General features: G+C 73.4%; 17 protein-coding genes. 4 read left to right on the top strand and 13 right to left on the bottom strand.

What is annotated here, in order from left to right:
- Positions 1-16 precede the first annotated feature (16 nt).
- From O7635_RS23760 to O7635_RS23750, 3 genes are all read right to left on the bottom strand, one after another.
- A complete protein-coding gene (locus tag O7635_RS23760; RefSeq protein WP_278082669.1) occupies positions 17-2,095 on the bottom strand; it encodes a galactose oxidase early set domain-containing protein in 2,079 nt (692 codons plus the stop codon).
- Positions 2,096-2,222: 127 nt separating this feature from the next.
- A complete protein-coding gene (locus O7635_RS23755) occupies positions 2,223-2,546 on the bottom strand; it encodes a hypothetical protein (RefSeq protein WP_278082668.1) in 324 nt (107 codons plus the stop codon).
- 113 nt (positions 2,547-2,659) lie between these two features.
- Complete coding sequence (locus tag O7635_RS23750) at positions 2,660-3,232, bottom strand: LPXTG cell wall anchor domain-containing protein (protein ID WP_278082667.1); 573 nt, start codon at positions 3,230-3,232, stop codon at positions 2,660-2,662.
- A gap of 182 nt (positions 3,233-3,414) precedes the next feature.
- On the opposite strand from O7635_RS23750, the gene O7635_RS23745 reads away from it, so the two are divergent.
- The 3 genes from O7635_RS23745 (at position 3,415) to O7635_RS23735 (ending at position 8,717) form a co-directional block, all read left to right on the top strand.
- The gene (locus tag O7635_RS23745; protein ID WP_278082666.1) at positions 3,415-4,521 is read left to right on the top strand and encodes an AI-2E family transporter; all 1,107 of its coding nucleotides are present in this window, start codon (positions 3,415-3,417) and stop codon (positions 4,519-4,521) included.
- A gap of 123 nt (positions 4,522-4,644) precedes the next feature.
- Positions 4,645-8,109, top strand: coding sequence for a S8 family serine peptidase (locus tag O7635_RS23740; RefSeq protein WP_278082665.1), 3,465 nt, complete (start codon positions 4,645-4,647; stop codon positions 8,107-8,109).
- 92 nt (positions 8,110-8,201) lie between these two features.
- Positions 8,202-8,717 carry a hypothetical protein gene (locus O7635_RS23735; protein ID WP_278082664.1) on the top strand — a complete coding sequence of 172 codons (516 nt, stop codon included), beginning with the start codon at positions 8,202-8,204 and terminating at the stop codon, positions 8,715-8,717.
- Here the strand turns inward: O7635_RS23735 and O7635_RS23730 are convergent.
- From O7635_RS23730 to O7635_RS23715, 4 genes are all read right to left on the bottom strand, one after another.
- A complete protein-coding gene (locus O7635_RS23730; protein ID WP_278082663.1) occupies positions 8,653-9,723 on the bottom strand; it encodes a helix-turn-helix domain-containing protein in 1,071 nt (356 codons plus the stop codon). The genes O7635_RS23735 and O7635_RS23730 overlap by 65 nt on opposite strands.
- Positions 9,724-9,956: 233 nt before the next feature.
- Positions 9,957-10,247 (bottom strand): antibiotic biosynthesis monooxygenase family protein, encoded by a 291-nt coding sequence (locus O7635_RS23725; protein WP_278082662.1) that lies wholly within the window; start codon positions 10,245-10,247, stop codon positions 9,957-9,959.
- 19 nt (positions 10,248-10,266) lie between these two features.
- Positions 10,267-10,773 (bottom strand): cupin domain-containing protein, encoded by a 507-nt coding sequence (locus tag O7635_RS23720; RefSeq protein WP_278082661.1) that lies wholly within the window; start codon positions 10,771-10,773, stop codon positions 10,267-10,269.
- 50 nt (positions 10,774-10,823) lie between these two features.
- Entirely contained in the window at positions 10,824-12,296 is a 1,473-nt protein-coding gene (locus tag O7635_RS23715; protein WP_278082660.1) for a glycosyltransferase family 39 protein, read from the bottom strand.
- 79 nt (positions 12,297-12,375) lie between these two features.
- On the opposite strand from O7635_RS23715, the gene O7635_RS23710 reads away from it, so the two are divergent.
- Positions 12,376-13,419, top strand: a complete 1,044-nt coding sequence (locus O7635_RS23710; RefSeq protein ID WP_278082659.1) for a serine/threonine-protein kinase — start codon at positions 12,376-12,378, stop codon at positions 13,417-13,419.
- A 4-nt stretch (positions 13,420-13,423) separates the two neighbouring features.
- Here the strand turns inward: O7635_RS23710 and iolD are convergent, their stop codons facing one another.
- The 6 genes from iolD to O7635_RS23680 are packed head-to-tail and all read right to left on the bottom strand — an operon-like array spanning position 13,424 to position 19,675.
- Positions 13,424-15,265 carry a 3D-(3,5/4)-trihydroxycyclohexane-1,2-dione acylhydrolase (decyclizing) gene (gene iolD / locus O7635_RS23705; protein WP_278082658.1) on the bottom strand — a complete coding sequence of 614 codons (1,842 nt, stop codon included), beginning with the start codon at positions 15,263-15,265 and terminating at the stop codon, positions 13,424-13,426.
- Positions 15,262-16,095: a 5-deoxy-glucuronate isomerase gene (gene iolB / locus O7635_RS23700; protein ID WP_278082657.1), complete on the bottom strand. Its 834-nt coding sequence runs from the start codon at positions 16,093-16,095 to the stop codon at positions 15,262-15,264. The genes iolD and iolB overlap by 4 nt, the downstream gene beginning before the upstream one ends.
- Positions 16,092-16,967 (bottom strand): aldolase, encoded by an 876-nt coding sequence (locus O7635_RS23695; RefSeq protein ID WP_278082656.1) that lies wholly within the window; start codon positions 16,965-16,967, stop codon positions 16,092-16,094. The genes iolB and O7635_RS23695 overlap by 4 nt, the downstream gene beginning before the upstream one ends.
- Positions 16,960-17,901 (bottom strand): 5-dehydro-2-deoxygluconokinase, encoded by a 942-nt coding sequence (iolC, locus tag O7635_RS23690; protein WP_278082655.1) that lies wholly within the window; start codon positions 17,899-17,901, stop codon positions 16,960-16,962. The genes O7635_RS23695 and iolC overlap by 8 nt, the downstream gene beginning before the upstream one ends.
- The gene (locus tag O7635_RS23685; RefSeq protein ID WP_278082654.1) at positions 17,898-18,731 is read right to left on the bottom strand and encodes a TIM barrel protein; all 834 of its coding nucleotides are present in this window, start codon (positions 18,729-18,731) and stop codon (positions 17,898-17,900) included. Before O7635_RS23685 ends, iolC begins: the two co-directional genes overlap by 4 nt.
- Positions 18,728-19,675 carry a Gfo/Idh/MocA family oxidoreductase gene (locus O7635_RS23680; RefSeq protein ID WP_278082653.1) on the bottom strand — a complete coding sequence of 316 codons (948 nt, stop codon included), beginning with the start codon at positions 19,673-19,675 and terminating at the stop codon, positions 18,728-18,730. Before O7635_RS23680 ends, O7635_RS23685 begins: the two co-directional genes overlap by 4 nt.
- Positions 19,676-19,782: the final 107 nt, after the last annotated feature.

Below are 19,782 nucleotides of genomic sequence, written 5' to 3'. Positions count from 1 at the left end.
GCCTGATACCACCGACTCATCCGAGCTTGACCCACTTGGCGACGGACGGTACGCCCTTGGCGTTGTGCACGAACAGCATGTACCAGCCGGCGGGCGCCATGTTGGGGTTGTTCGTCACGTTCAGGTCGATCGTGGTGCCGTTCCTGACCGTCATCGGCAGCTCGACGAACCGCTGGTTGGGGTCCGACGAGTGCGTGACGGCGGCCGGCCGGATCAGCGACGCCCGGGTCACCGCGCCGTTGACCGTGATGCGCTGCGTGGTGCCGTACTTCCAGTTGGTGCTGGCCACGTTGGTGATCGCCGGCCGGGCGCCCTTGAACAGGTAGGTCGGCGAGTAGACGGAGATCCGGGTGTCGAACGAACCGTTGCCGGGGTTGTCGCCGACCGCCATGACCCGGCCGTCGGGCAGCAGGAACGCCGACGAGTGGTAGGTGCGCGGCACCGGGTCCGTGGCCATGCCGGCCCGGATCGTGTTGGTGTTGGGGTTGAAGACCGAGGCCTCGAAGACGGGGTCGGCCCGGTTGTGCAGGGCGCCGCCGGTCTCGAAGACCGTGCCGTCGGGCAGCAGCACCAGCGAGACGTACATCTTGCCCTGCTCGCCGGTCTGCGGCACGCCGCCGGTCAGCGTGCCCTGCGGCAGCACGGGACCCGCCGTGTAGCGCGGGTTGGCGGCCTTGAGGTCGACCAGGTCGGTCAGGCCGTGCGCGGTCGCGCCGGCGTCACCGTTGCCGCCGCCCACGGTCCACACCCGCTGCGCCTGGGCCGGCGGCAGCAGCACGCTCATCGACTGGTCGCGCTCGTCCTTGCGCCGCAGGCCCGGCACGTCGGTGATGGCCCCGGAACCGTAGTTGTAGATCGAGGCGCCGCCGCCCGGCAGGCCGACGCCGAACGTGTGGCTGCCCGTGTAGAACAGCCGGCCGTCCTGCATCAGCACCATCGCCGGGTAGAGGCCCCACCACGCCCAGGTCTGCTTGGTCTGGTCCATCGGCAGCCACTTGTTCTGCGCGGCGCTGTAGTAGTCGGTGGTCGTGGTGCCGGTGGAGTCCTCACCGAGACCGCCGAGCGACAGGACGTCGCCGTTGCCGAGAGCGGTGGCCGACGGGTACCAGTGGCCGGCCAGCATGTCGTTGGTCCGCGTGTACTTGTTGGTGGCCGGGTCGAAGATGTAGGAGTTCTTCAACCCCTTGTAGCCAACGGTGCCGTCGGCCGTCGGGTAGTCCTTGTTGCCACCCATCACCAGCACGCGGCCGTCCTTGAGCTGCACGTGACCGGCGCAGAACAGGTCGACCGGGGTGGCGACGTTGGTGAAGGTGCCGTTCGCCGGGTCGTACACCGCGGTCTTGAAGGTGCCGGCGGCGAACGCCTTGGGGTCGTTGCCGGAACCAGCGACGAGCAGCACCTTGCCGTTGTGCAGCACGACGGCGTGGATGCCGCGGACCGCCGACTGGTAGGGCATGACCTGCCACTTGCCCTTGACGCAGCCGATCGCGTCGGTGCAGGCGTCGACGCCCTGGCCCGCCGTCGCGTCGACGAGCTCGTAGTCGTCGGTGGTCAGCGTGCCCAGGTTGTAGATCGAGACGCCCCACGTGATCTGGTCGGTGTTGGCCGGCACCGGCGGCGTGCGGACCGTCTTGCGGGTCCAGGCGTTGGTGGCCGGCAGCGTCGCCGGGTCCAGCCAGTATTGCCAGCCGAGCTTGGTGTCGTGCCGGAACAGCGTGACCGCGTTGGCTGCGGTGGTCGACTTGTACCAGACCGAGAGGTCGTACTGGCGGCCTGGACTGACGCGGGGCGCACACTGCGCGTTCTCCGTCATCATCGCCTTGCGGTCGCCGTTGGTGAACGCGGAGATGGTGATCCGCATCGCCTTGCCGCCGCTGTGCGCGTCGTTGGTGGTGGCGATGGTCGAGGTGTTGGTGCCCTGGCCGGACTTCTCCCAGCAGACCGGGAAACCGTTGCCGTCAACCTGTTCGACGCCCGGGTTCTGCACGAGGTTGGTGGCGGCCCGCGCCGGCCCGGCGACGACCAGACCGGCCGTCACGACGAGCACGAGCGCGAGCAGGCGGCCGAGTCCCCTGCGGAGTTCCGGGCTGAACATCGGAACGGCTTCCGGGTGAGACACGGCAGCTCCCGTCGATTCATCTCTGGCTGGACCGTTCCGCAGGCTACCGGTCATTCCCATCCCGGCCAATATGGGTTTGAAGGCAACTGTCCGAATAGCTCGGTTACCAATTCGGTCTTTCTCTGACGACCAGGTCGTCGAAAAGCCGCACCGACTCGGCGACGACGGCCAGCTCCCACTCCGCGTGCCCAGTGTTGGTCGCGGTGAGTCGGTAGATGCGCACACCGGGTGCGAGCCACCAATGCTCGTGCCATTCCTGGCTTCTGGGGCGGCCGTGGGTGGTGACGCCGCGCAGGCTCAACGGCGGGCCGGGGCGTGGGCGGCGCGGACGCCAGTGGAGGTGGTGCGGGCTGATCGTCACGAAGCCGTGCCGCCAGCGGCCGCCCAGCTCGCCCGGGAACCCCACGCGGGTCAGCAAAACGACCATGTCGCCGACAGACAACCGGCGACATGGTCAGATCGGCGGGGAAGGAGGCGCCCGCGGGCGCCGAGTTGCGCCGGACATCCCGGGCGCCGCCCCCGGGGTGTCCGGTGGCCGGGTCAGGCCGTGGCGCGGCGGCGGCGCAGGGCGACGAGCGCGAGGCCGGCGAAGGTCAGGGCGCCGCCGATGCCGGCGAGCTGGGTGACCGAGGCGCCGGTGACCGGCAGGCTGCCGCCGGTGGCCGGGCAGGTCTGGGCCAGGTCGAAGGCGCCGTCGTGGCCGGTGACGACCGCGCTGGCGGAGATGATCGAGAACGGGTTGACCAGCTCGCCGGCGGCGTTCTGGCCGGCCGAGGTGCGGATCCAGGCATGGTCGCCGACGATCGCGCGGTCGCCGGCCGGTGCGGTCGTGATCGTCTCGGTGACCGGGCCGCCCTCGGTGGCGAACTCGACGGTCACCGACCGGAACTCGCCGGCGTCCCGCGGCAGCGCGAAGACCCAGACGTCCTGGCCCGGGAACGGGCCGCCGCCGAGGCCGGGATCGCAGCGGTGCACCGGGAACGCGGCCGCCGTCTGGCCCGTGTCGGCCGGGTCGATGTTGATCGTGGTGTCAGCCCAGGCCGGGGTGGCCGTCAGGCCGATCGCGGCGGCGGCCACGGCGACCGCGCCGAGTCGGGTGAGGAAAGGTTTCACCACAAGATCACCCCAAAGTATGCGCAATGCGAGCAAACCTCGCGAGCCGCTGTCAGACAACCATGTGGGGCCGATCTTCGCGGGCCTTATCAGGAGTCGACCCGATTTGTGCCTGAAAATGGCGGTCCGTGATGAGATGAGTTGTGCGGAAGGGCGGGGAGGACCGGCGGAGCACCGCGGGCGTGACGCGTGCCCTCTACGCCACCGCGGCGCTGGTCGTGGTGATCGCCGGCATGCGGGCGGCCAGCGGCCTGCTGGGCCCGATCGTGCTGGCGTTGATCCTGGTCGTCACGCTCAGCCCCGTCCGCTCGTACCTCACCCGCTGGATTCCTGGTTGGCTGGCCACGACCGTCCTGATCCTCCTGCTCTACGGCATCCTCGCGGCGGGCGTCGGGTCACTGGTGGCCGCCGGCATCCAACTGGCGTCGATCGCGCCGCGGTACGCGGACCGGGCCAGCGACATCGTCGACGACGTGCAGCGCTGGCTGCAGGACCTGGGTGTCGAGTCGGAGAGCGCACAGCAGCTGGTCACCCGCCTCGACCCGAGCACGCTGGCCAACATCGCCCAGACCGCGGCCGGCGCGGTGCTCTCGCTGCTGACCAACACCGTCTTCCTGATCACCCTGCTGCTGTTCATGGCGGTCGAGACCGGCGGCTATCCCGCCCGCATGGCCCGCGCCGACCTCGTGCGGCCGTCGCTGACCCGGGCGCTGCGCCAGTTCGTCCAGGGCACCCGCCGCTACCTCGTCGTGTCGACGGTGTTCGGCCTGATCGTCGCCGTCTTCGACGGCATCGCGCTGTGGATCCTCGGCATCCCGCTGGCCACGCTCTGGGCCGTGCTCGCGTTCGTCACCAACTACATCCCCAACATCGGGTTCGTCATCGGCCTCGCCCCGCCGGCCGTACTCGCCCTCTTCGAAGGGGGGCTCGGCCTGATGATCGTGGTCATCGTCGTCTACAGCGTGATCAACTTCGTGCTGCAGTCGATCGTCCAACCCAAGATCGTCGGTGACAGCGTCAACCTCTCGGTCACGGTCACGTTCCTGTCGCTGATCTTCTGGACCTTCATCCTCGGCGGCGTCGGCGCGGTCCTCGCCGTGCCGCTCACCCTGCTGGCCCGCGCCCTGCTGGTCGACGCGTCCCCCGGCACCCGCTGGGCCGACCTGTTCCTGGCCGGCGGCGGCAGCATCCGCGCCGAGGCCCGCTGGCGCCCCGACCGCAAACCGGAACGCCAGCGGCGCTGGATGCCACACCGACGCCGCCGCCGCCAAAGCCCGTGGAACGAATGAGCTGACCCCCCGCGGGGTGTCCACATCGCGCCATGTCCGCAACGCGGCAGGGCGCGGTTACACGTACGTGAATATCCGGACTCCAGGATGCGTGCAGCGAACCACCGCGCGAAGGCGTCCCCCATGTTCAGTCGTCTGCTCGCCGGCGTCGTTGCCGTCGGCGTGGCGGTCCTGCCCGGAGTCGCGGTGGCCCATGGTCCTACACCCGGGACCACGGCCACCCCCGCCGCCAGCGCACCGGCCGGTGCGCGGATCACCCTCGTCACCGGCGACACCGTCGAGCTCGTCCGGGCCGCGCAGGGCCGGTACGCGGCCAGCGTCGACCCCGCGCCCGGCCGCGAGCGCATCACCTTCCACACGCTGGAGGCCGACGGCGGCCTGCGGGTGCTGCCCAGCGACGCCATCCCGCTGATCGCCGCCGGCACCGTCGACGCCGACCTGTTCGACGTGCAGCGGCTGATCGCCGACGGCTACGGCGACGCCGCCTCGACGACCCTGCCGCTGATCGTCCGCGGTGGCCCGGGCCGGCGCATCGCCCCCAACCTGCCCAGCATCGGCGCCAGCGCGATCGCTCCGGCCAAGGACACCCTCGCCGAGTTCTGGCGGGGCCAGACCGACCCGACCGCCCGTACCGCCGGCCCTTCGACGATCTGGCTCGACGGCAAGGTCCGCGCGTCCCTCGACCGCAGCGCCGCCCAGATCGGCGCGCCCGCGGCGTGGCAGCGCGGCCTCGACGGGCGCGGCGTCACGGTCGCCGTGCTCGACACCGGCGTCGACGCCACCCACCCGGACCTCGCCGGCCAGGTCGTCGAGGCCCGCAACTTCAGCGACAGCGCCGACGCCGTCGACCACCACGGGCACGGCACGCACGTCGCGGCCACCATTGCCGGCACGGGCCAGGCGTCGGGCGGCAGCCGCAAGGGCATCGCGTACGGCGCGAACCTGCTCGTGGGCAAGGTCTTGGACGACAACGGCTCCGGGTACGAGTCGCAGATCATCGCCGGCATGCAGTGGGCCGTGGACAGCGGCGCCAAGGTGGTCAGCATGAGCCTCGGCGGCGACCCGACCGACGGCCTCGACCCGATGAGCCTGGCCGTCGACGAGCTCAGCGAGCGCACCGGCTCCCTGTTCGTCATCGCGGCCGGCAACGCCGGTGGCGCCGCCACGGTCGGCTCGCCGGGCACGGCCCGCAGCGCCCTGACCGTCGGCGCGGTCGACCGGGCCGACAAGCTGGCGACCTTCTCCAGCCGGGGCCCGCGCCTCGGCGACCAGGGCCTCAAGCCGGAGATCACCGCGCCGGGCGTCGACATCGTGGCGGCCCGGGCGGCCGGCACGACGATGGGCAACCCGGTCGACGCGCGCTACACGGCGGCGTCGGGCACCTCGATGGCGACCCCGCACGTGGCCGGCGCCGCGGCGATCCTGGCCCAGGAGCACCCCGACTGGACCGGCGCGCGCCTCAAGGACGCCCTGGTCAGCACGGCTAGGACGGCGCCGGACCTGCCGGTGTACGCGCAGGGCGCCGGCCGGGTCGACGTCGCCCGGGCCAGCGCCCAGGCGGTGACCGGCACCGGCGTGGCCGACTTCGGCCTGCACACGGTCGGCGGGACGCCGACGACCGCGACGCGCACGGTCCGCTACGCCAACGCCGGCGCGGCCGCGGTGACGCTGAGCCTGGCCGCGCCGGCCGGGGTGAAGCTGAGCGCGGCGAGCGTGACCGTGCCGGCCGGCGGGGCCGCCACCGTCGACGCGACCGTCGACTTCGCCGCCCTGCCGCTGGGCACGCTGAGCGGCTGGATCACCGCCACCGCCGGCGACGTCCGGGTCACCACCGCCGTCGGGGCGGTCAAGGACGGGCCGACCCACCGGCTCACCGTGCGCGCCGTCGACCGCGCGGGCGCGCCGACCGCCGTACCCGCGCTGATCCTCACCGGCGACGACGCCCGCAACGACGTGCTCGGTTGGGCCGGCGAGGGCGGCGCCTCGTTCGACGTGCGGGAGGGCAGCTACCTGCTGGACGCCCTGTTCGAGGACGGCGGGCCCGGTGACGAGCAGGCCAACCTGACCACGATCCCGGAGCTGGTCGTCGACCGTGACCTCGAGGTGGTCGTCGACGGGCGCAAGGGCCGGCCGATCCGGATCGAGACGCCGCGGCCTTCGGAGCAGCAGGCGATCCTGAGCTACTACGTGCACCGGGTGGCGGGCAACGGCCGGTCGGTCGGGCACGGCGTCATGCACTTCAGCAACGTCGAGAAGGTCAACGTCGTGCCGACGAAGCCGGTGCGGTCGGGCAGCTTCGAGTTCTCGTCGCGCTGGCAGCTGGTCGCGCCGATGGTCGCCGCCCGCGTCGCCGGTTCCGGTGGGCCGCTGGACCTCAACCTGATGGGCAACTCCCCCGCGTACGACGGGACGCGCCGGTTCGCCCTCGCCGCGCCGGGGTCGCGGGACGTCCGCGGCAAGGCGGTGCTGATCCCGCCGGACGACCAGGACGAGCTGGTCAAGATCGCGGCCGCGGCGCAGGCCGGGGCGGCGGTCGCGCTCGTGGTCCGGCCGCCGGACTTCTCGACCTGGACGTCGTGGAGCCCCGAGGGCGAGCGGCTCCCGATCGTGTCGCTGGTGCTCGACGAGGCGACCGCCCGCCGGCTCACTCGCGGCACGCTGTCGCTGACGCTCACCACCTCGAGCCCGTACCTCTACGACGTCATCCAGGTCTCGCCCGGCCGGATCCCGGACCAGATCACGCACCGGGTGACCCCGGCCAACAGCCGACGGATCACGACGCGCTACGCGCACAACGGCGGTTTCGACTGGGTACGCGAGCAGCGGTTCGGCTGGCGCCCCTGGCAGGACTACGCGTGGAACGACACGTCGCGCGACGCCCGCACGCCGTCGGTCCGCGAGGAGTGGGTGTCGGCCGGCGACTCGCTGTGGCAGCACTACGTGTCCGACGGCTACCCGTGGGGTTGGGGTCCGCTGCAGGGCGGCTTCCGCGACGCGCCGCACGCGGTGACGGCGGGGCGGGCCACCGAGTCGTGGGGCGCGCCGGTCGTCCGGCCGGCGGACGTGGGCTCGACCCGCGCCGGCGACGTGCTGCGCCTGCGGGTGCCGGCGCTGGTCGACAGGGACGGCCACTACGCGCACATCGCCGAGTCGTCGGCCACCCTGTGGCGCGACGGGGCGGTGCTCGCGGAACTGCCGGACGGCTGGCAGGACGTGACCGTTCCCACCGGCGCGGCGTCGTACCGGCTGCGGGTGCGCACCGACCACGGCGGCGAGGACTGGACGTTGGGCACACGGACGGAGACGTCGTGGACGTTCCGGTCGGCGGCGGCGGGCGACCTGCCGCTTCTGAACGTGAACTATGACGTCCGTCAGAACGGGGTGGCCCTGAGGTTCTCGGCGCAGCCGCGCACGTTGCGGGTCGACGTGTCCACAAACGACGGTGGGACGTGGCGCACGGCCGTGGTCCGCGACGGCGTCGCCCTCGTTCCGCCGGGCCACACGCCGGTCTCGCTGCGGGTCGGCGCGACGGACCGCGCCGGGAACACGGTGGACCAGACCGTCATCCGCGCCTACCCGCGCGCCTGAGAATCGGGCCCGCCGGGGTGTGCACCACCCCGGCGGGCCCGTCTGTCGCGATCGTGACACCGGGCGTCGCCGGCAGCCCCCACAGTGGGGCGGTGAGTGTCTACGAATTCCTCTCGGTCGTCATCGCCGCCGGCGCGCTGCTCGGTGTGGTGCTCAGTCTGTGGCTGGTCCGGCGGCAGGTCATGCTGATGAACGACCAGACGCGCCAGCTCAGGGACGCGATGTCCATCTCGGCGGAGTCGGCGCTCGACGGCCTGCTGCTCAACGTCACGCAGCTCTACCTGGAGCACCCGGAACTGCGACCGATCTTCAACGAACGAGAGGCGCTGGAGCCGCTGCGCCTGGCGGATCCGGAGACCCATTACCGAGCGTGCGCACTGGCCGAGGCACTCCTGGACGCGGTCGAACGCGCCCTGAACTTCGAGCGGCGCGGCCTGTCGGAGCCCGCCGACCTGCTCCGCGAATGGACCTACGACTCGTTCCGGCACAGCGCCTTCCTGCGCGGATGGCTCGACGACCACCGTTCCTGGTACTCCGAGCGCCTCACCGCCATCCTCGACGAGGTGACGGCGGAACGCGCCGAGACGGCGCCGACGGCGGCGCGCTGACGTGAGCGGCTGGCCCGATGCCGGCGTGGCTAGCCGGGCCGGGCGAGCGGTCGTCGCTCAGCCAGCCGCGGCTGGCGGCCTGGAAGGCCAGGCCTGTGCGGGTGTCGACGCCGGCCAGGGTCATCAGGCGGTCCAGGCGGCGTTGGACCGTGCGCTTGCTGACGCCCAGGTGGGTGGCGATTGACTTGTCCGGCAGGCCGGAGACGACCAGCGACAGCAACAGCGTGTCGGCCTCGCCGAGCTCGTCCGCCGGGCCGCCGTCGGCGCGGAGCGGCGTGGCGCGCTCCCAGAAGCTCTCGAACAACGCCGCCAGGGCGTCGAGCAGCTCGCTCGAGCGGATCAGCGCCGCCGTCGGCTCGCCGAAGCCGCGGGCCTCGTCCGGGACCAGCGGGCAGATGGCCAGCTCGCGGTCGGCAATGGCGAGGCGCACGGGCAGGGTCGGCAGCGTACGCGCCTCCTCGCCCGCCGCCATCGACTGCAGGATGCTGGGCAGCTCCCCCGGCCGCTCCAGCAGCTCGCGTTCGTAGATGGCGCGGTAGCGGACGCCGCGGGCCAGGGCCGAGTCCTCTTCCGTGTTCTCGGGGCCGGCCATCGCCAGCGGGTTCGCGCGGCAGAACCAGAGGATCTCCGTGCGGGCCGTGTCCTGCATCTCGCGCAGCCGCCCGCGCAGCGCGTCGCGGCCCACGATGACCTCGACGAGGTGGTCGGCGTCGCGGCGCCGGCTGTGCCGCCGGTAGTCCTCGCTCAGCGCCGCCACCGTCCGCCGGGCGTCGTCGAGCATCTCCTGCCGGCGCAGCAGCGCGTCGCCCAGTGCCACGTCGGGCGCCAGCGGCCGGACCTGCGGGCCGGTGCTCACCAGGCCCTTCCGGCGCAGCGCGGCCAGCACGGCCGAGACCGTCGCGGGGGGCACCGACATGGTCGCCGCCAGTTGCGCGGCGTCGGCCGCTCCGAGCCGGACCAGCACCCGGTACGCGTCCCGCTCGGCCGCCGAAAGCAGCTCATCCATGCCGGCCACTGTACGAAACGATCTTCGCGGCGTGGTGCGCTCCCGCCATGGCATCGCCGTCTCGACGGCTGTCCGGCTGCCGGCGAGAGCGCGGTCGTGGTCCGGTCCGTTCGAGGCTCGCACTCGCCCAATCAACCGCTGGACGTCGTCGGTCGTGTCCTAGGCTCCGTCTTCGGTCCAGAGCACACTTCCTACAGCGTCCTAGGATGGAGCCTAGGCGAATCGCGCGGAGGTCAGTCGGTCAATGAGCGGGTGTCGCCGACGTCATATTCGGCCACCGATGCCGACAGCAGCGCGGCGCCCTGCTCGTCGCTCGGCCCGCTGCCCCGGAACGCGTCGACGTCCGCCTGGGACTCCCAGCGCTCGTAGACGTTGACGCGACCCGGGTCGAGCAGGTCGGCGGCGATGGCGAAGTCGAGACAGCCCGGCGCCCGCCGGGCGGCGGCGACGACGGCCTCGCAACCCGCCAGATAGGACAACCGCTCGTCGGGCGCGACCATCAGGTGTCCGGCGACGATCAGCATGTGGTGAGCTCTCCCGACGTCAGAGCGGATTCAGTCCGTACCGTTCGACGATCCCCGGCAGCCAGTCCGGTTGGCCGAACCGCAGCCCGTAGCGCTCCGCGAGCCGGGCGCCCTCCTCCGGGTCGCCGGTGCCGGCCGCGACGTGCTCGGCCACCTCGCGGAAGAAGTGCTCGAAGCCCGCCGGGCTGATGATCTCGATCATGCGGGCCGGCGTGCTGCCGGCGTTCCACATCGCGTGCAGCTCGCCGCGCGGCTTGGTGATGTAGCCGCCCGCGCCGAGCACGACCTCGCGGTCGCCCGACCGGAACCCGATCTCGCCCGCCGTGACGATGGAGTATTCGTCTTCCCGCGTGTGCAGGTGCGGTGGCACCAGCGCGCCGACCGGGAACGGATGCTCGACGATGGACAGCGCGCCGCCCGTGTCCTGCCCCCACACCTTGAACTGCACGCCGATGGACCCGAGCTCGCCGGTCGGGCCGGCGCCGGGCTGGACCACCGTCAACGGTGGTGGATCTGCTGCTGTCATGGCCACGATCGTCCATCGTCAGTCGTCGGAAAGCGACCGGAAAACGCCGCTCAGGAGTAGTGCTGCAGGCGCGGCCACAGCGTCGACCACGGTGCGACCGGGTCGCGGCAGACGCGTACGTCGTTGTCCTGTTCCTCGTTGGGGATGTCGACGCCGTTGTCGAGGTCGAGGGCGACCTGGCACGAGCCGAACAGCGCGGAAAGCGGGTTGCCGAAGCCGACCGCGACCACCACGGTGGCATCGTCCGGCGGACGCCCGCGATACCAGAGCTCGTTGTGGCCACTGTAGACAGCGGGCAGGCCCGAGCCGAAGCGGTCGAGCGCGCCCGCCTCGCCGTAGTTGGCCGTCAGGATCACCGCGCGGGAGCGGTCGACGGCCGGCAGACCGGCGTAGACCGACGAGATCTGGTCGACGTAGACCGGCCACCCGATCTGGTCGCTGGTGCCCTGGTTGATGTCCGCGATCGGCGTCTTCGCCAGCACCGACACCGGCAGCAGCGCGAGCGCGGTGACCGCCGACACCACCAGGTTGAGCCCCACGCCGACGCCGAGCAGCACCCGCCGGCCGCGCCGGTCGGCGGCCCAGGCCACCACCGCCGGGCAGCCCGCCGCGAACAGCGCCAGCAGCAACCCGAGCGTGTAGTAGGGCTGCCCGCCGGTCACCAGCACCAGCACGCACAACACCGGGTAGGCGAACGCGAGCGACCGCAGCGCCGGCGTGCGCCACAGGCGCACGAGACCCGCCACCCAGACCGGCGCGAAGAAGAGGCCGATGGCCACGAACTGGAACGGCACGAACAGGACCCGCGACTCGGCGCCCTTGTCGTCGCGGATCGCCTCGGCCATCTTGAGCTGCGGCCAGTCGTGGGTGATCTGGTAGATCACGTTGGGCGAGCCGACGACGAGGGCGACGGCGACGCCGGCCCACAGCCACGGCGACGCGAGCACGCGGCGCGGGCCGACCGCGGCCAGCGCCACGCCGATCGCCACCAGCGTCAGCAGCACGAGGTGCTTGTTGTAGAGGCCGATGCCGACGGCCAGACCGGCGGCGAGCCACCAGCGCGGGTCGCCGCGCAGCGCCCGCGCCACGCACAGCAGCACCGCCGCGACGACCACGAGGTCGACGCTGGCCGTCAGCAGCACGTGCCCGAAGACCAGCGGGAACACGCCCGCCGCGCCGAGCGCGGCAAGCAGCTGCGCCCCGCGCCGGCCGCCCACCTCGCGGGCGAACAGCGCGGTCAGGATCGCGGTCGCCACCACCGCTAGCGAAGCCGGGATGCGCAGGGCCCACAGGTGGTCGCCGAACACCTCGGTCATCAGCCGCGCGAGCAGCGGCGTCAGCGGCGGCTGGTCGACGTAGCCCCAGGCCGGACGCTCCCCGAGCAGGCGGAAGTAGAGCTCGTCGCGGTGGTAGCCGTAGGCGTTGCTGTCGGCCGCGACGACGGCGCCCAGCAGCACGCTGAGGATCCCGACCGGCCCCCACGCCATGGCCGGCCGCTCGACGGCCGTCGCTCCCCCGTTCACGGCCACGACCGTAACCCTCCGGCGGGTGTGGTGGGGGGCGGTGACCAATCCATGGCGGGACCGGCGCCGAACCACTGGTGTGACGCAGACCGAGCTCGCCGGCCGCTACCGCCTCGACGAGGTGGTCGGCGCGGGCGGCATGGGCCGGGTCTGGCGGGCCCGCGACCTCGTGCTCGGGCGGACGGTCGCGGTCAAGGAGATCCGGCCGGCGCCCTGGCTGCCCGGCGGCGACGCCTGGCAGACCACCCTGCGGGAGGCCCGCGCCGCCTCCCGGCTGCGGCATCCCAACGTGGTCGCGGTGCTCGACGTGCTCCGCACGGACCGGTCGTGGATCGTCATGGAGTATGTGCCGGGCCGGTCGCTGCACGACGTCGTCGCGGAGCGCGGCCCCCTCGACCCGCCCGAGGTCGCCCGGCTGGGGCTGGAGATCCTGGCCGCGCTCGAGGCCGCGCACGACGCCGGCATCATCCACCGGGACGTGAAGCCGCAGAACGTCCTGCTCGCCGACGACGGCCGGGTGGTGCTGACCGACTTCGGCCTCGCGGTGGTCGCCGACGGCGGCGTCACCGTGCCGGACCAGGTGCTCGGCTCCGCGGACTTCGTCGCCCCGGAGTGTGCCCTGACCGGCGCGTCCACCGTGGCGGGCGACCTGTGGTCAATCGGCGCGACGCTCTACGCCCTGGTCGAGGGGCGTGCGCCGTTCCATCGGCCGACCGTCGTCGCGACGCTGACCGCCCTGGCCGCCGGCCCACCCGATCCGATGTTCCGCGCCGGGCCGCTGGCGCCGGTCATCCTGCGCCTCCTGGACCGCGACCCTCGCCGCCGGCCGGACGCCGCCGCCCTGCGCGCGAGACTCCAGACGGCGGGCGAGCCGGCGCCGAGGTCCCGCCTCGGCTGGCGTGCCGCGGTCGCCGGTGTCGCGGCGCTCGCCCTGGCGACGGCGGGCACCGCCGCGGCCGTCACGCAGAAACCACCCCCACCGGCGGTCCACCCCAGCCCGTCGGGCACGGCGACCCCAACCCCGACCCAGCGGGGCGACGACCCGCGTTTCCGCCCGGTTGGCGCTGGCACACCGACGACGCCGACTGGCCGCGCGACGAGCCGGCGTTCCGGCTCGTCCTGAGCAGCTACCGCAGCAGGTAGTTCCGCTGCGCCCGCCGCGCCTTGTCGTAGTCCGCCCGGGCCGCGTCCGTGCCCGCCGTCCGGGAGACCTCCGCCACCGGCACGTCCCACCACGCCTGCGAGTCGGGCGCGGAGACCAGCGGGTCGGTCTCGATCTGGATGACGGTGGTGCGGTCGGCCGCCTTGGCTGCCGCCAGCGCCGCCCGCAACCCGTCGACGTCGGCCACGGTGATGGTGTCGGCGCCCAGGCTCGCGGCGTTGGCGGCCAGGTCCGTCGGCAGGTTCGCGCCGTCCCGGTCGCGGTACCAGGTGCCGAACCGGTTCACCCCGACCGTCTCCGAGAGCGCGCCGATCGACGCGAATCCGTGGTTGACCACGAGCACGACGATCAGCTTCACGCCGTCGGCCACGGCGGTGACGATCTCGCTGGACATCATCAGGTACGAGCCGTCGCCCACCATGACGAACACGTCGCGGTCCGGTGCCGCCAGCTTGACGCCGAGACCGCCCGCGATCTCGTAGCCCATGCAGGAGTAGCCGTACTCGACGTGGTACTGCTTCGGATCGCGGGGCCGCCACAGCTTGTGCAGGTCGCCCGGCATCGACCCGGCCGCGCAGACCACCACGCCGCGGTCGCCGGCCGCCTCGTTGACCGCCCCGATCACGGCGCTCTGGGCGGCGAGCGACCGCTCCACGGCGTACGCCCGGTCGACGGTGTCGTTCCACGCCGCCACGAGCTGTGCCGTCGACGCCCGGTGGCCGGCGGAGACCGACCATCCGGCCAGCGCCGCGTCGAGCGCCTCGATGCCGGCCCGGGCATCGGCCACAAGAGACAGTCCACTGTGCTTGGCGGCGTCGAACGACGCGATGTTGAGGTTGACGAACCGCACGTCCGGCGTGGTGAACAGCGTGCGCGACGCCGTGGTGAAGTCCGACCAGCGGGTGCCGACGCCGATCACCAGGTCGGCCTCGGCCGCGAGCTGGTTGGCCGCCGTCGTCCCGGTCGCGCCGATCGCGCCGACCGCCGACGGGTGCTCGTGGTGCAACGCCCCCTTGCCGGCCTGGGTCTCCCCGACCGGCACGCCGGTGCGCTCCGCGAACGCCGCCAGCGCCGCCGTCGCCTCGGAGTAGATGACGCCGCCGCCCGCGACGATCAGCGGCCGCCGCGCGGAACGGATGGCCGAGACGGCCCGCTCCAGCGCGGCCGGCTCCGGCACCGGCCGCGGCACGTGCCACACCCGCGGCGCGAAGAACTCGTCCGGCCAGTCGTACGCCTCTGCCTGCACGTCCTGCGGAAGCGCCAGCGTGACCGCGCCGGTCTCCACCGGATCCGTGAGCACCCGCATCGCCCGCAGCGCCGCCTCGACGAGCTGCTCTGGCCGGCTGACCCGGTCGAACCAGCGCGACACCGGGCGCAGGCAGTCGTTGACCGACACGTCACCGGCGTACGGCGCCTCGAGCTGCTGCAGCACCGGGTCGGCGACCCGGGTGGCGAACGTGTCTCCGGGCAGCAGCAGCACCGGCAGCCGGTTGATGGTCGCGCCGGCCGCCCCGGTGACCATGTTGGTCGCGCCCGGCCCGATCGACGTCGTGCAGGCGAACGTGGCCAGCCGGTTGGTCATCCGGGCGTACGCCGCCGCGGTGTGCACCATCGCCTGCTCGTTGCGGGCGAGGTGGTAGGGCATCGTGTCCGCGTGCTCGCGCAGCGCCTGACCCACGCCGGCCAGGTTGCCGTGGCCGAAGATGCCGAACGCGCCCGCGATGAACCGCCGCCGCACGCCGTCGCGTTCGGTCTCCTGCGCGGCGAGGAACCGCACCAGCGCCTGGGCCACCGTCAGTCGGGTCATGCGGACCTCCCGTAGAGCGGAACGCGCGGATCGGTCGGCTGGTCCGCCCAGGTGTCGCGGATCCAGGCGTGGGCGGGGTCGTCGCGGAACCGCCAGGCCCGCTCGCCCGGCCCGGCCATCACGTTGAGGTAGTAGAGGTCGTAGCCGGGCGCCGCCATCGACGGGCCGTGCCAGCCGTGCGGCACCAGCACGACGTCGCCGGTGCGCACCTCGGCCAGCACGTCGATGGGGCGGTCCGGCGCGCTGGCGTAGACCCGCTGGTAGCCGGGGCCGCCGCGGGCGACCTCGAAGTAGTAGATCTCCTCGAGCGCGGTCTCGTCGGCGCGGTGCTCGTCGTGCTTGTGCGGCGGATAGCTCGACCAGTTGCCGCCCGGGGTCAGCACCTCGACCACGATGAGGGCGCGGCATTCGAAGGACACCGCGTCGGCGAGGTTGTTGACCTGCCGGGTGGCGAGGCCGGCGCCGCGCACCTCGATCGGCACGTCGGCGGCGGGCCGGTAGCGCACGGGCAGGCCGGGCTCGGCGGCGGCGTACGCGACCGCGAACCGGCCGCCGGCCGGGCTGGCCAGGGTGACGTGCTCCCCCGGTGGCAGGTAGCACAGGTCGGTCGCGGCGGTGAACACGTCGGCCCGGCCGTGCAGGGTGAGTTCGGCGCCCGCGCAGCTGACTGAAGCGGCGCCGGCCAGCGGCACGACCACGGCCTCGTTGCCCTCGGTGCGCCAGCTCGTGGTCGAGCCGGGCGCCAGCGTGACGATCCGGAGCCCGGCGTGCTGCCAGCCGGCGCCGTCGGGGTCCACCGAGGTGCACTGTGGACGGAACCAGTCGCTCATAGGAGGCTCACCGCCGTGTCGACCGCGGCGGCCACGTCGTCGCCGGGCGGATAGAGCAACGTCCGGCCGACGACCAGGCCCCGCACGGTGGGCAGCCGCAACGCCTTCTGCCAGGCCGCGTACGCCTCGTCGGGGGCCTCGCCCGGGTCGCCGCCCAGCAGCAGCGCCGGCAGGGTGGACGCCGCCATCACCCGCTCCATCTCGGCGACGACCGGGACCTTCAGCCACGTGTAGGCCGAGGTGCAGCCGAGCGCCTGCGCGACCGCGATCGACCGGATCACCGCGTCGGGCGACAGGTCGTTGACGGCCTTGCCGGCGGCGTCCCGGCGCACCCAGAAGGGCTCGACCATCGCCATCAGCCGGCGGGCGGCCAGCGCGGAGACGGCCGCGGCGCCGCTCTCCAAGGTGTCCACCGTGGACCGTTCGGTCGGGTCGATGCGCAGCAGCATCTTGCCGCCGTCGAGGTTGGCGGCGGCCAGCGCGCCCGGGGTCCAGGCGGTGAACCGGTCGTCGATCTCGAACGCCGTGCCCGGGATGCCGCCGCGGTTCATCGAGCCGATGACCACCTTGCCGTCGAGGCCGTCGAGCAGCAGCAGGTCCTCGATGACGTCCGGGGTGCCGAGCACGCCGTCGACGCCGGGCCGCGACAGCGCCACCCGCAGCCGGTCGAGCAGGTCGATCCGGTCGGCCATCGCCATGCTCCGCCGGCCGACCGCGAGGTTGCCGCGGGCCGGATGGTCGGCCGCGATCAGCATCAGGCGGCCGGTCTCGGTGAGCCGCGGCCGGCGGCGCCGGGCGGCGGCCGTCGCGGCCAGCCGTTCCGGCTCCTCGGCGCGGGTGCGGACCAGCTCCCGCAGGGCTTCCTCACGCATGGGCCACCAGTTCCTCCACCTCGCGGGACGTCGGCATGTCGGGCGCGCAGGCCAGCCGGCCGGCGACCAGCGCGCCGGCCGCGTTGGCGAAGGCCAGCACCCGGGCCAGCGGCCAGCCGGCGAGCAGGCCGTGGCAGAGCGCGCCGCCGAACGCGTCACCGGCGCCGAGGCCGTTGACGACCTCCACGTGGACGGGCGGCACCCGGACCGCCTCGGTCGCGGTCACGCCGAGCACCCCGTCGCCGCCGAGCTTGACCACCGCGATCTCGACGCCGAACCCGAGCAGGGCCGCGGCGGCCCGCTCCGGGTCACGCTCGCCCGTGGCCACCGCGCACTCCTCGGCGTTGCCGACCGCCACCGTCACCAGCGGCAGCGCTTCCCGGTAGGCGGCGCCGGCGCTCTGCGGGTCCGGCCAGAACGCGGCGCGGTAGTCGAGGTCGAGAATGGTCAGTGGCGCCCGGTCCCGGGCCCGCAGGGCGGCGAAATGGGTGCCGCGGGTCGGCTCGACGGACAGGCCCGTGCCGGTCAGCCAGAGCACCCCGGCGGCCCGCAGCGCGTCGAGGTCGAGGTCGGCCGCCGCGATCTGCAGGTCGGGCGCGCTCGGGTAGCGGTAGAAGTAGATCGGGAAGTGGTCCGGCGGGAAGATCTCGCAGAACGTCACCGGGGTCGGCAGGTCCGGCACGATCGCGACCCAGCGGTCGTCGACGCCGTAGCCGCGCAGCTCGTCGTGCAGGTAGTCGCCGAACGGGTCCGCGCCGGTGCCGCTGACCAGCGCGACCCGGCGGCCGTGCCGGGCGGCGGCGACCGCGACGTTCGCGGCGGTGCCGCCCAACGACTTCGCGAACGTACGCACGTCGGCCAACTTGACGCCGACCTGCTCCGGATAGAGGTCGACCCCCAGCCGCCCCATAGCCACGACGTCGAAAGCGCTCATGCCGCCACCTTCCGCAGGTGTTCCAGGCTCCGGCGGACGTCGGTGACCGGGCCCTGGCCGGGCGGTGGGTCCGTGTCGAGCATGGTGTCCTGCTCCAACACGTACCATCCCGCGTAGCCGGCGGCCGTCAAGGTGGACACGATGGCGGCCACGTCGACGTCGCCGTCGCCCAGCGGCCGGTACATGCCGGCCCGGACGGCGTCGGTGTAGGTGACCTCGCCCGCGCGTACCCGGGCGGCCCGGGACGCGTCGACGTCCTTGAGGTGGACGTGCGCGATCCGGTCCGGCGCCTCCCGCGTGAGCGACGCGGGGTCGGTGCCGCCGGCAAGCAGGTGGCCGGTGTCGAGGCAGAGCGGGATCGCCGAGCCGTCGAGCACGCGGCGCACCTCGTCGGCGCGCTCCACCATCGTCCCGACGTGCGGGTGCAGGGCCGCGGTCACGCCGAGCGCGGCGATCCGGTCGAGGTTGGACAGCAGCGTGCGCCAACCCGTGGCGTCGAGCTCGGGCCGGGCGTCGTAGCCGTCGACGCCGGTGGCGGCGGCCACCACCAGCACACCCTCCCAGCTCGGCAGGGCCTCGGCGAGCGCCGGCAGCGGGTCGTGGGCCGGGTCGTGCAGCACCACCGGCACGAAACCACCGGCCACGGCGAGGCCGTGCCGGGCGAGCAGCGGCCCGCGGTCGGCCGGCAGGTAGCCGTCGGGGCCGAGCTCCGTCGCGGTCAGCCCCAGGGCGGCCATCTCGGCGAGCACCCGCTCGGGCGGAAGACAGTGCCCCCAGCCGGGCACCTCGCAGACGCCCCAGGAGATCGGCGCCCCGGCCACGCGGATCATGCGGCCACCTCCGCGACGCGCACCGGCCGGCCTTCGCGGCGGGAGCGGTCGGCGGCCTCGGCGACCAGCAGCGCGGCCAGGGCCTCCTCGCCCGGGCAGGTGTTGGGCCCGGCGCCGGCGACCAGGGCGCAGAAGGCGGAGAGCTCGGCGGCGTACGCGTCGCCGAACCGCTCACCGAAGCCCGGCGGCAGCGGCGCGTGCGTGTCGAGCCCCGCGGTCAGGGTGCCGGCCGCGCCGTGCGCCTCGAGGCGGACGTCGTAGCCGGCGCCGTTGTAGCGGGTCGCCGTGCAGACCGCGAGTGTGCCGTCGCCGAGGGTCAGCGTGGCGACCGCGGTGTCGACGTCGTCCGCCGCCGCGAAGAACCCCGCGCCCCGGTTGGCCCCGGTGGCCGACACCTCGACCACCTCCCGGCCGGTGACGAAGCGGACCGCGTCGAAGTCGTGCACCGCGCAGTCGCGGAAGATGCCGCCGGAGGTGGCGACGTAGCCGGCCGGCGGCGGGGCGGGATCGTGGGTGGCCGAGCGCACCAGATGGAGACGGCCGAGCCGGCCATCGGCGATCGCGTCGCGGACGGCGACGATGCCCGCGTCGTGGCGGCGCTGGAAGCCGACCTGCAGCGGCACGCCGGCGGCGCGGACGGCGGCCAGGGCGGCGACTGTCCCGGCGACGTCGGGCGCCACCGGCTTCTCGCAGAACACCGGCAGCCGGGCGGCGGCCGCCTGCTCGACCAGCTCACGGTGGGTGAAGGTGGGTGTGGTGACGACGACCGCGTCGACCCCCGCCGGCAGGCCGGTCGCGACCTCCGCGCCGACCTTGTCGGCGAGCACCCGGGCCAGATCGGGATCGACGTCACTGATCACGAGGCCGGTGACGGACGGCAGCGAAGCCAAGGTGGCGGCATGCAATGCGCCGATGCGCCCCGCGCCGACGAGTCCGATGCGCATGCCAGCGAGTCTCGCCGCGCCGCGGAAATGTTGTCAAGCATTTGTACTGACATACTGACGTTCTGAACTGAGCCGGCTCTCCTGCGACGGGCGTCACGTTCGGCCCG

The sequence above is a fragment of the Asanoa sp. WMMD1127 genome, assembly GCF_029626225.1.
Taxonomy (GTDB): Bacteria; Actinomycetota; Actinomycetes; order Mycobacteriales; family Micromonosporaceae; genus Asanoa.
The sequence above is the reverse complement of the archived record's forward strand: the minus strand, read 5'-3'. Positions and strand labels throughout refer to the sequence as shown.